Below are 11,017 nucleotides of genomic sequence, written 5' to 3' on the forward strand. Positions count from 1 at the left end.
CAACGATCTGTGGCGGAAAACGGTGACGCTTGAAGATGATATCTGATGTCTGCATCGCCAAAATTTACGCCCAAACCGTCAGGCAGGCAACTGCAGCCCAGTTAACGTGACAACACCAGGCAGGGCTGCGCCATGTCCCGGTGTTAAATGAGTTTCTGGCGCTTGGCGGGTGTTATCGCCACGTGGGAAACTGCGTCTGCGAGATTTTGTTCCGCATGATGCGGATCGGATTTTTTGAAAACAGTTGACATTCCGTCAGATGGGAAGGGGCTGGCGCCTGCGCAAGATAGGAGTTCCCACAAATCAGTCGCAGATATCTCGTCGAACGCTTCTGTCGGAATAGAAACTGTGGCCGTCCGGCCGGGAACTTAAATTTCGACACGGCGTTAAACGAGGAGGCAGAGACGCAGTTTCCTGCCTGTCTCATCAGCCATTGATCACTTACTGCCGGAACTTTACCGGCGATTTGTGGTAACCAATTCATAAGAGGAGATGAATTATGGCCAAGGAAAAAAATCTCGAAGACTTATTCCACGATACTCTCAAGGACATCTATTACGCTGAACGTAAAATTCTCAAGGCCCTGCCAAAAATGAAGCGTGCAGCGCACTCTGAAGATTTGAAAACGGCTTTCGAAAAGCACCGTGAACAGACTGAAGGCCACGTCGAGCGACTAGTCCAAGTGTTCGAAATCATGGGCAAGACAGCAAGAGGCAAGACTTGCGATGCGATCGAGGGAATTATCGCCGAAGCCGAGGAGATCATGGAGGAATTCAAGGATACCGCGGCGTTAGACGCCGGCCTGATCTCGTCTGCACAGGCGGTCGAACATTACGAAATCACTCGTTATGGGACATTGAAGCGGTGGGCGACGGAGCTTGGAATGACCGATGCTGCAAAACTACTCGACCAGACGCTGCAGGAAGAATCCAAGACGGACAGTGATCTGACGAAACTTGCGGATGCGTCAGCTAACCAACCCGCCAAAGCAGCGTGATCATGAACTAAGGGTGCCACTCGGCACCCTTTTCATTTGAACATAAATCGCGAAAGAATCGGAGCCAGCCATGTCAGCCAGCAACAAGGCCACAACTGGACGGAAGTCGCTCACGCTTCATGATCAGAAGCTCGACGCAGGCCGAGGTGGAGACCTTCATCAACTCGCCGAGGACAAGACGCCGGTCATGACCACCGCCCAAGGTGGGCCGGTTTCGGATGACCTCAATACGCTCAAGGTCGGCGCGCGCGGTCCGACGCTGATTGAGGATTTTCATTTCCGGGAAAAAATCTTTCACTTCGACCATGAGCGTATTCCCGAACGCGTGGTTCATGCGCGGGGCTACGGTGCGCATGGCTATTTCGAGACGACAAAGTCACTCAGCGAATATACGCGCGCAGACATTTTCCAACGGGTTGGCGAGAAGACGCCAGTCTTCGTCCGTTTTTCCACGGTCGCCGGTTCGAAGGGTTCGTTCGACCTTGCCCGAGATGTGCGCGGCTTCGCCGTCAAGATTTACACCAAGGAAGGCAACTGGGATATTGTCGGCAACAACATTCCCGTGTTCTTCATCCAGGATGCCATCCGGTTTCCGGATATGGTCCATGCCGTCAAGGAGGAGCCTGACCGGGCTTTTCCGCAGGCCCAGTCAGCCCATGACAATTTCTGGGACTTCATCAGCCTGACGCCGGAATCCATGCACATGATCATGTGGGTCATGTCGGATCGCGCCATCCCGCGCTCCTTCCGCTTTATGGAGGGGTTTGGTGTTCACACTTTCAGGTTCTTGAATGATGAAGATGAATCGACCTTCGTGAAGTTTATCTGGAAGCCGAAGCTTGGTCTCCAATCAGTCGTCTGGAACGAGGCCGTGAAAATCAACGGTGCGGATCCGGACTTTCATCGGCGCGATCTGTGGACCGCGATACAAGCTGGCGACTTCCCTGAATGGGAGCTGTGCGTGCAGCTCTTCGATCAGGACTTCGCGGACAGTTTCGATTTCGATGTGCTCGATCCGACAAAGCTGATCCCGGAAGAAGTTATTAAGCCTGTCCCAGTCGGGCGGCTGGTGCTTGATCGTATGCCAGACAACTTTTTTGCCGAAACCGAACAGGTTGCGTTCATGACGCAGAACGTTCCCCCTGGGATCGATTTCTCCAACGACCCCTTGCTACAGGGACGCAATTTTTCCTACCTCGACACGCAGTTGAAGAGACTGGGCAGTCCCAACTTTACCCATATTCCTATCAACGCGCCCAAATGCCCGTTTCACCATTTCCAGCAGGATGGACATATGGCGATGCGTAACCCTGCTGGACGCGCAAACTACCAACCTAATTCCTGGGGACAAGGACCAAGGCCTAATCCCACGCGCGGGTTCCGGTCATTTGCAGCCCAGGAAGACGGACAGAAAGTTCGCCTCCGACCGGAGAGTTTCGCCGACCATTACAGCCAGGCGCGGCAGTTTTATTCGAGCCAGACCGCGACGGAACAGAAGCATATTGCGATGGCGCTGACTTTCGAACTTTCGAAAGTGGAAACACCTGTGATCCGCGAGCGTATTGTGTCACATTTGCTGAACATCGATGCCAACCTCGCGGAAACGGTCGCCGGTAAGCTCGGCATCCGCAAGATGCCGAAGGCTGCGGACGCGATGGTGCGCGTGCGTGACGATCTTGCTCCATCTCCAGCACTCAGCATTATTGAGAACGGGCCCAGTAGCTTCAAGGGCAGAAAAATTGGAGTGCTTGTTGCCAATGGCACGGATGCGCAGGTGCTCAAGGGTATTCGGCACGCCGCAGAGAAGGAAGGTGCAATGGTAGAACTGGTTGCGCCGACAGTTGGAGGTTTCGAAGCTTCCAGCGGCGAATGGATGCAGGCCGACCATATGATTGACGGCGGTCCATCCGTACTGTTCGATGCTGTAGCCCTTGTGTTGTCTGAAGAAGCGGCCAACCGGCTTCTCGGTGAGTCCACGGCGCGGGACTTTGTTGCCGATGCGTTCGCACACTGCAAGTTCATTGGCTTTACCGCAGGCGCGATGCCGCTGCTCGCCAAGGCCGGTATCGAGCCCGAAATGGACGGAGGGCTGATCCCGCTCGACAATTCAAGGGCGGCCACCGACTTCGTCGTGTCGTGCCGTAAGCTCCGCTTATGGGCGCGTGAAGATACCGTCAAGCTCTGATCTCGCGGCATACAACTGATGTGAAGAGATGTTCGAAGTGCAAACACAAGCGGCCCGGCCCAGCCGGGCCGTTAACCGCATGTATTGGAATGTGGAGAAATTGGTAATTGCCCATGAAGAACATTGCTATCGTCGGCACCGGTCCGACCGGGATTTATACTTTCTTCTCGCTGCTCAAATTCGCAGAGCAAATGTCCATCTCGATCTACGAGAAGGAAGATGAAGCTGGCGTAGGCATGCCTTATAATGACGATGAGAACAGCCGGATGATGCTGGCCAACATCGCCAGCATCGAGATACCGCCGATTACCTCGACCTATCTCGACTGGCTGCGCGAGCAGGACGAGACGCGTCTCGCTCGATACCGGGTCGACAAGGAAGATCTTCACGATCGACAATTCCTGCCTCGCATTCTGCTGGGCGAATATTTCCGGGATCAGTTTCTGGCTCTTGTCGAGGCAGCGCGTCGAAAAGGATTTGCAGTCGAAGTGCACGAATCCAGCGAGGTAACGGATATCGAAGCCACCACCAATGGTGTAAAGCTCTGGTCTGAGGGGAAGCTCGATTCGAAACTCTTCGATCTCGTCGTCATCGCCACCGGACACGTCTGGCCCGATGATGAAAAGGCAACGCGCAATTATTATCCCAGCCCCTGGTCTGGACTGATCGAAGCTAGGATACCTGCGTGTAAAGTGGGTATTATGGGAACATCGCTTAGCGCCATCGACGCAGCAATGGCGGTCGTTGCCCAACATGGAAGCTTCATTGAGGAAGATAACGACAACCTGAGCTTCGACCTTGACCCGGACAGTAAAAGTCTGGCGATAACGCTTATGTCCCGTTCAGGCATCCTGCCAGAAGCGGATTTTTATTGCCCTATCCCTTACGAGCCCTTGCAGATTGCCACGGAGCAGGCGATCAACAGGGAGATCCAGACTGGCGAGAGTGGCTTGCTTGACAGGATATTTGCCCTGGTCGCGCGCGAAATCGAGGTGGCCGATCCGGCCTGGAGTGAGCGTGTTTCACTTTCGAAGCTCGACGCTGACAGCTTCGCTGACGCGTACTTTGATGATCGGCAAAACCACGATGCGTTCCGCTGGGCAGAATACAATCTCAAAGAAGTGGAGCGCAACAAGCGGGAGAAGCATACCGTCCCCTGGCGCTATGCAATCCTTCGGCTGCACGAGGTCGTGCAGGAGATCATTCCGCGTCTCAATGAAGAGGACCGCGAGCGGTTCGATACAGGACTCTGCAAGGTCTTCGTTGACAACTATGCTGCCATCCCGTCGGAATCGATCCGCAGACTGCTGGCGCTGCGCAAGGCCGGCCTGATAGACGTCCTCGAACTTGGGCACGATTACGACATGGAGGTAAGGAAGGATCACACCGTCATCGCCATTGGCACGGAAGTACGGACATTCGACGTGTTCATCGACGCCCGAGGCCAGAAGCCACTCAAGACGAAGGATTTGCCGTTTCCGTCACTGCGCCGGCAACTCGTTTCGGTCGGAGAGGATATTCCGGACGTCTCAGACGACTACACTTTGCTGGCACCGGACATTGCACGTGGCAAGATTGCGTTCGGCGCACTGCCGTATCTGATGCACGACCAGCCTTTCGTGCAGGGAATTACGGCAAGTGCCGACATTGGAGCAGTAATGGCCACTGCTGTCAGTGAACTAACACACCGAACGCGCCGGCGGCTTCCTTTTATGGATCTCTCCTGATCGAAGCTGAAACATTGACAGGTCAGAAAGATACGTCCATGCGAGCGGCTTGGATTATATCTTCGATCAATTCACGCCTTGCACGTTCTCTCGCGACACTGTCGTTTAACCGCAAGATATAGGATGGATGCCAGGAGATCAGCACCGGTCCACCATGTAACCCGATTTCAGCCTGACCGCGTCGCGAAGTAAGAGGAGCGTTGTTATCCGTCAGAGCGAACGCCGCAGAGGCCCCCAACGCAACCACCATGCGTGGACGGATGAAAGCCAGCTCAAGCCCAAGCCACCAGCGACAATGCAGAATTTCCTGCCGGTCAGGATATTGATGCAGGCGGCGCTTGCCACGCGGCGTGAACTTAAAATGCTTAACTGCATTTGTCAGCCAGACACGTTCGGTTCCCACTTGCGCCGCAACCATCACCTCGCGCAGGAGACGACCGGCTGGACCGACAAAGGGACGCCCTTCCAGGTCCTCACGATCACCCGGCTGTTCTCCTACAATCATGAGCTCAGCGTCTTCCGGCCCTTCACCCCAAACAGTCTGGGTTGCGGCCTCGCATAATCCACATCGACGGCAATGTCCGGCAGCCGCTCGCGCTTCGATCATTGTCTGGGGGAGTTCGGCCGCTTGCGGCATTGCAGCGCGATAACGGGTCGAAATCGCGACTGCGCCAGCCGCTGGTGACGTTTCTGCAGCCGCGCGCATTCGCTCCACTCGCGACTCGGCATCTCGTAACATATCTGGAAACAGGCGCGTTTCGGGTAGGTTCTTCCAATACTTCTTAGGCATTTCCGCGCGCATCGCATTCAACTTTACCCGTGCCGGATTGAAGATGTTCGCGAAATAGGTGCCCCAAAGCGTTTCGGTGACATCTTCCGATAAGTCAGGGCGTGTGCCGCCTGGGTGGTAACTAAGTCTGCCGGCCTCAAATCGAGCTGTAAGCCTGGGCGTGGCGATCACCCAGTCCATATCCGCGAAACGCTTTACAAAAAAGGAACTACCCGGTTCGACTATATTATGCTCCGGCTCAAACCAGGCTGCAAAGCGACGACGCAATCCAGTCTCAGGTAATTCGCGAAACCGTACGAAAGCACGCATCTTGTGGATATCACGACCAACCGATTTTGCCATGAGATGCAGCCGCCGCCCAAGCGGGTCGGCATGGCTTAAAGGTTCTCCCGCGTTTCGGTCAAGCCGCCATAACGCCTGATAGAGCAGTCCGAACCGTTCCGGATTCGAATGCCAGATGACCGAATGCGCAAGCTTCAAAAACCCCTGCGTAACGCTTGCCTTATGCTCACCAGGCGCATTGGGCAGCGACGCCCCATCAAACAATCCGTCTGCTCCGATCCAATCGATATCATTTGGCTCGATACCATGTGATATCGCGATGCGCGCCATCTCACGCCACGCATCGAAGGTGCCGCCGTCGGGTAGTTTAACGGAATAGATCATAATAGCCGCAGTTGCTCAGCGGGAGGTGCAAATCGAGCGCGTAAATCGACGTTGTCGATGAGCCGCCCCGGCGACCAGCCAGGTGTCATGATAAAGGGGCGTGCCTTGTTCATGTTGGCACCTATCCGCACCAGATCTTCGTATCTTAAACCGCCGTTCTGGCGCGCAACGATTATGCGATCCACCGTGCGGGTACCGAATCCAGGAACACGCAGCAGCAATTCACGGCTTGCACGGTTTACATCCAGAGGGAATAGGCCACGGTGCTGTATGGCCCAGGCAAGTTTTGGATCCAGTTCCAAATCAAGATGACCAGCCTTCGTGCCGGTAGCGATTTCCTCGGCGGTGAAACCATAAAAACGCAAAAGCCAATCTGCCTGATATAGGCGGTGTTCACGCAGAAGCGGAGGCTGGATCAAGGGCAGAGCTGCGGAGGCGTCCGGGATCGGGGAGAATGCTGAATAATAAACCCGTCGCAGCTTGTAACCACTGTAAAGCCGTGTCGACATTTTGAGGATGGTCACATCGTCTGCCCCATCCGCGCCGATGATCATCTGCGTGCTTTGCCCGGCCGGTGCAAACCGGCGCGGCTTACGCCCGGTATGGGTCTTATCTTTTGCCGCCTCGCCTTCCAGCCGCACTTGTGCCATCGCACCACGGATCGTTTCAGGGCGTTTTTCCGGAGCGAATTTGCGCACACTTGCGTCCTCCGGCAATTCGACATTAATCGATAGCCGGTCAGCCCAAAGCCCGGCCTCCCGGATCAAGTCCGGACTTGCATCGGGAATCGTCTTGAGATGGATATAGCCGCGGAAGCCGTGACCCTCCCGCAATGTCCGCGCTATGCGTACCATATCGGACATGGTCTGGTCGGGGGACTTGATGATGCCCGAGGACAAGAACAGGCCCTCGATGTAATTGCGTCGATAAAATTCCAGCGTGAGCGAGACAACTTCCTCGACTGAGAACCGCGCCCGTTCCACGTTCGAGCTGACCCGGTTTATGCAATAGGCACAGTCGAAGATGCAGAAGTTGGTCATAAGAATTTTCAGCAGGCTGATACAGCGCCCATCCGGAGTGTAAGCATGGCAAATCCCTGCCCCTCCCGACGATCCGACACCGCCCTTGCTTGCATCGCGCTTCTCGCCACCGCTTGACGCACAAGATGCATCGTATTTTGCCGCATCCGATAGAATGGCAAGTTTATCCTGAAGGCTCTTTTTCACCATATGAGCGAAGATACATGTTCATGTTTTGTTCGTCAATAAAAGAGATTTTTTGCGGATCGCTCACCACGACGTGACCTGTCGCCTGCAAATCTGTTCCCGAAGCCACCGACGCACCGATCTTCGCGATTTCCCAAATGCCAATAGACACCCGATCGAAGTGGGATGGAAGCGTGCCTCTACAGGAGCATTGCCTGCTGAAACGTCGATTTTTAGCTGAAATACCAATGCCTCGGCCTGCAGTGAATTTTAGTGAGATTGTTCGTTCCCTTGTACGGCTACAGCACTACCAACATGCAGAACGGTCGAATGACTATGCGTGTTCTCTGCCTGCGTGTAATGGCGGTTGCCTTCGACATAAGCCTCGCAAGCGGTCCCCTGCAGGACACGCGCGACGTCGGCAAAGACCTCTTCGCGTTCCTTGATGCTGAGGTCTTTGATGAGTTTTATCTTCTCTTCTCTTCTCTTCCCTATCCGGTCTCACTCTGAACAGACGTGGGATATTGACCGATCTCATCAAGCCTCGGTCACGACAGAGCTAGGATAGAGGAAATTTCTGTTCAAGACCTCAGTGAAGCTTGAACTCGCCTTCGACGCGGCGCCATTCATTCGGTCCGATCAAGCACTGATGCGTATAGCGGACAGAATGGAGCGGGCCTTCAAGCCTGGACTGCCAGAAATCCAGGAACCTGTGCATCTCAGGAAAATCGGGTGCCAGATCGTAGTCCTGCCAGACATAGGTCTGCAGCACGGATTCGAAATCAGGAATGCGATAGAGGATGTGCGCGGTGGTGAGGCCGTAGCCATTGAGCTGACGTTCCAGATCCGATGAGAATTGCATGCTTCATCTCCGTTTCATGACACTGTGAAGTGTGTCGCAACATTTCACGACCATCAACGGATTTTTAAACGCAATCGCGCCGTTTATTGTTCCTTTCCAGTATGTTAGTAGCATCAGAAGACGAGTGCTAATTTTTTCGTTTCTCCCTCTTGAAATCGAAAAATCTCAAAACCAGATCATTTTGCGCAAAATGCTCGACTTGAGGTTTTGCACCCGCCCGGACCGATCATTCGGTCCGGCCAGAGGGAACAACGTCATCATTTTTGCTCAACGGAGGAAAACATGTCGTTCCGACCGCTTCATGATCGCATTCTCGTCCGCCGGGTCGAATCCGAAGAAAAGACCAAGGGCGGCATCATCATTCCCGACACCGCCAAGGAAAAGCCGCAGGAAGGCGAAGTCATCGCCGTAGGTCCCGGCGCGCGCAACGATGCCGGCCAGATCCAGGCGCTCGACGTCAAGGCCGGCGACCGCATCCTGTTCGGCAAATGGTCCGGCACCGAGATCAAGATCAACGGCGAAGACCTGCTGATCATGAAGGAAAGCGATGTCATGGGCATCATCGAAGCCCAGGCAGAGCAGAAAAAAGCTGCCTGAGGCGATAACCCGTCAATCCAACCCATCAGTCACATAGCTGCCTATTGAGGAGTTAGAAAAAATGGCTGCGAAAGAAGTCAAGTTCCACACCGATGCCCGTGAACGCATGCTGCGGGGAGTTGACGTGCTGGCCAATGCCGTGAAGGTCACGCTCGGTCCAAAGGGCCGCAATGTCGTGATCGACAAGTCCTTCGGTGCCCCTCGTATAACCAAGGACGGCGTTTCCGTCGCCAAGGAAATTGAACTGGAAGACAAGTTCGAGAACATGGGCGCCCAGATGCTGCGCGAAGTGGCATCGAAGACGAACGATCTCGCCGGCGACGGCACGACAACCGCGACCGTGCTTGCCCAGGCCATCGTTAAGGAAGGCGCCAAGGCCGTCGCCTCCGGCATGAATCCGATGGACCTGAAGCGTGGCATCGATCTCGCCGTCGATGCGGTTGTCAAGGAGTTGAAGACCAACGCCCGCAAGATCACCAGCAATTCCGAAATTGCTCAAGTTGGTACCATCTCCGCCAACGGAGATACGGAGATCGGTCGTTATCTTGCCGAGGCGATGGAGAAAGTCGGCAACGAAGGTGTTATAACTGTCGAAGAAGCCAAGACCGCTGAAACCGAACTCGAAGTCGTCGAAGGCATGCAGTTCGATCGCGGCTATCTCAGCCCCTACTTCGTCACCAACCAAGACAAGATGCGGGTGGAACTGGAAGATCCCTATATCCTGATCCATGAGAAGAAGTTGTCGAACCTGCAGGCGATGCTGCCGGTTCTCGAAGCCGTCGTCCAGTCCGGCAAACCGCTCGTCATCATCGCTGAAGACGTCGAAGGGGAAGCTCTTGCAACGCTTGTCGTCAACAAGCTGCGTGGCGGTCTCAAGATAGCTGCCGTCAAGGCTCCTGGCTTCGGCGACCGTCGCAAGGCCATGCTGGAAGACATCGCCATCCTGACGGGAGGAACCGTGATCTCGGAAGACCTCGGCATCAAGTTGGAAAACGTCACCCTCAACATGCTCGGCCGGGCGAAGAGAGTGGCGATCGAGAAGGAGAACACCACCATTATCGATGGCGTCGGTTCCAAGGCGGAAATCGATGGCCGCGTTGCGCAGATTCGGGCTCAGATCGAGGAGACAACCTCCGACTACGACCGCGAAAAGCTACAGGAACGTCTTGCCAAGCTTGCCGGGGGCGTTGCCGTCATTCGCGTCGGTGGCTCGACGGAAGTCGAAGTGAAGGAGAAAAAGGACCGCGTCGACGATGCGCTGCATGCGACCCGCGCCGCGGTAGAGGAAGGCATTCTCCCGGGTGGCGGTGTCGCTCTCCTGCGCGCCGTTAAGGCGCTCGAGGACCTTCCGATCGCGAACGACGATCAGCGTGTCGGCGTCGAGATCGTGCGACGGGCGATTGAAGCACCTGTTCGCCAGATCGCCGAAAATGCCGGTGCCGAAGGTTCGATCATTGTCGGCAAACTGCGTGAAAAAACCGACTTCTCCTATGGCTGGAACGCCCAGACCGGCGAATATGGTGATCTTTATGCTCAGGGTGTCATCGATCCGGTCAAGGTTGTGCGCACTGCGCTGCAGGACGCAGCCTCGGTTGCCGGTCTTCTGGTGACAACGGAAGCGATGATAGCGGAGAAGCCCAAAAAGGAGGCCGCTCCAGCCCTACCGGCTAGCGCCGGCATGGATTTCTAAGCGATTGTCTTAGGCTCGCCCCCGCTGGGGGCGAGCCTCCAATGAGGAGATAAAAATGGTTCAGAATACAATCAAGCGCCCACCCCAACCACTCTATTCCAGAGACCTTGTTGTCTGTCAGAGGGTTTTCGATGACATTCGATCGAGAGCTGGCGTTGCCAAGGAGACTGAGGAAGCGGAGCGAATGGCGGCCATCACTGTGGAAGGCACTGCCAAGTTGTTTGATCTAGTTGTTTCCGGTATCGATGAGGCATGAAATTACCGAGTTCTTTTCCCCGGTTGAAGGGATTTCGTTTTC

Annotated in this window: 10 protein-coding genes; 7 read left to right on the plus strand and 3 right to left on the minus strand. The window is 55.1% G+C overall.

Annotated features, from left to right (window positions below; genetic code table 11):
- The first annotated feature begins 499 nt into the window (after window positions 1–499).
- The 3 genes from FGI60_RS25550 to FGI60_RS25560 all read left to right on the plus strand — a co-directional run bounded on the left by FGI60_RS25550 (window position 500) and on the right by FGI60_RS25560 (window position 4,909).
- A complete protein-coding gene (locus tag FGI60_RS25550; RefSeq protein ID WP_138787510.1) occupies window positions 500–997 on the plus strand; it encodes a YciE/YciF ferroxidase family protein in 498 nt (165 codons plus the stop codon).
- A gap of 70 nt (window positions 998–1,067) precedes the next feature.
- The gene (gene katE / locus FGI60_RS25555) at window positions 1,068–3,182 is read left to right on the plus strand and encodes a catalase (protein WP_138787511.1); all 2,115 of its coding nucleotides are present in this window, start codon (window positions 1,068–1,070) and stop codon (window positions 3,180–3,182) included.
- Between the two features lie 113 nt (window positions 3,183–3,295).
- Window positions 3,296–4,909, plus strand: a complete 1,614-nt coding sequence (locus FGI60_RS25560; protein WP_138787512.1) for an FAD-NAD(P)-binding protein — start codon at window positions 3,296–3,298, stop codon at window positions 4,907–4,909.
- Between the two features lie 22 nt (window positions 4,910–4,931).
- Here FGI60_RS25560 and FGI60_RS25565 read toward each other — a convergent pair whose 3' ends face one another.
- Entirely contained in the window at window positions 4,932–6,365 is a 1,434-nt protein-coding gene (locus tag FGI60_RS25565; protein WP_138787513.1) for a UdgX family uracil-DNA binding protein, read from the minus strand.
- Window positions 6,362–7,591, minus strand: a complete 1,230-nt coding sequence (locus FGI60_RS25570) for a putative DNA modification/repair radical SAM protein (RefSeq protein WP_198517584.1) — start codon at window positions 7,589–7,591, stop codon at window positions 6,362–6,364. Before FGI60_RS25570 ends, FGI60_RS25565 begins: the two co-directional genes overlap by 4 nt.
- Before the next feature lie 309 nt (window positions 7,592–7,900).
- Between FGI60_RS25570 and FGI60_RS25575 the strand changes: the two genes are divergently transcribed.
- Window positions 7,901–8,080, plus strand: coding sequence for a hypothetical protein (locus FGI60_RS25575; protein WP_138787514.1), 180 nt, complete (start codon window positions 7,901–7,903; stop codon window positions 8,078–8,080).
- A gap of 79 nt (window positions 8,081–8,159) precedes the next feature.
- Here the strand turns inward: FGI60_RS25575 and FGI60_RS25580 are convergent, their stop codons facing one another.
- Window positions 8,160–8,432, minus strand: coding sequence for an usg protein (locus tag FGI60_RS25580; protein ID WP_006469958.1), 273 nt, complete (start codon window positions 8,430–8,432; stop codon window positions 8,160–8,162).
- A gap of 282 nt (window positions 8,433–8,714) precedes the next feature.
- Here FGI60_RS25580 and groES point away from each other — a divergent pair, with 282 nt between their 5' ends.
- The 3 genes from groES to FGI60_RS25595 all read left to right on the plus strand — a co-directional run bounded on the left by groES (window position 8,715) and on the right by FGI60_RS25595 (window position 10,975).
- Entirely contained in the window at window positions 8,715–9,029 is a 315-nt protein-coding gene (gene groES / locus FGI60_RS25585; protein WP_138787515.1) for a co-chaperone GroES, read from the plus strand.
- Window positions 9,030–9,090: 61 nt separating this feature from the next.
- Window positions 9,091–10,719, plus strand: coding sequence for a chaperonin GroEL (groL, locus tag FGI60_RS25590; protein WP_109987531.1), 1,629 nt, complete (start codon window positions 9,091–9,093; stop codon window positions 10,717–10,719).
- Between the two features lie 55 nt (window positions 10,720–10,774).
- Window positions 10,775–10,975, plus strand: a complete 201-nt coding sequence (locus FGI60_RS25595; protein ID WP_138787516.1) for a hypothetical protein — start codon at window positions 10,775–10,777, stop codon at window positions 10,973–10,975.
- Window positions 10,976–11,017: the final 42 nt, after the last annotated feature.

It is taken from the genome of Brucella haematophila (genome assembly GCF_005938105.1).
In the GTDB taxonomy this organism is placed as follows: Bacteria; Pseudomonadota; Alphaproteobacteria; order Rhizobiales; family Rhizobiaceae; genus Brucella; species Brucella haematophila.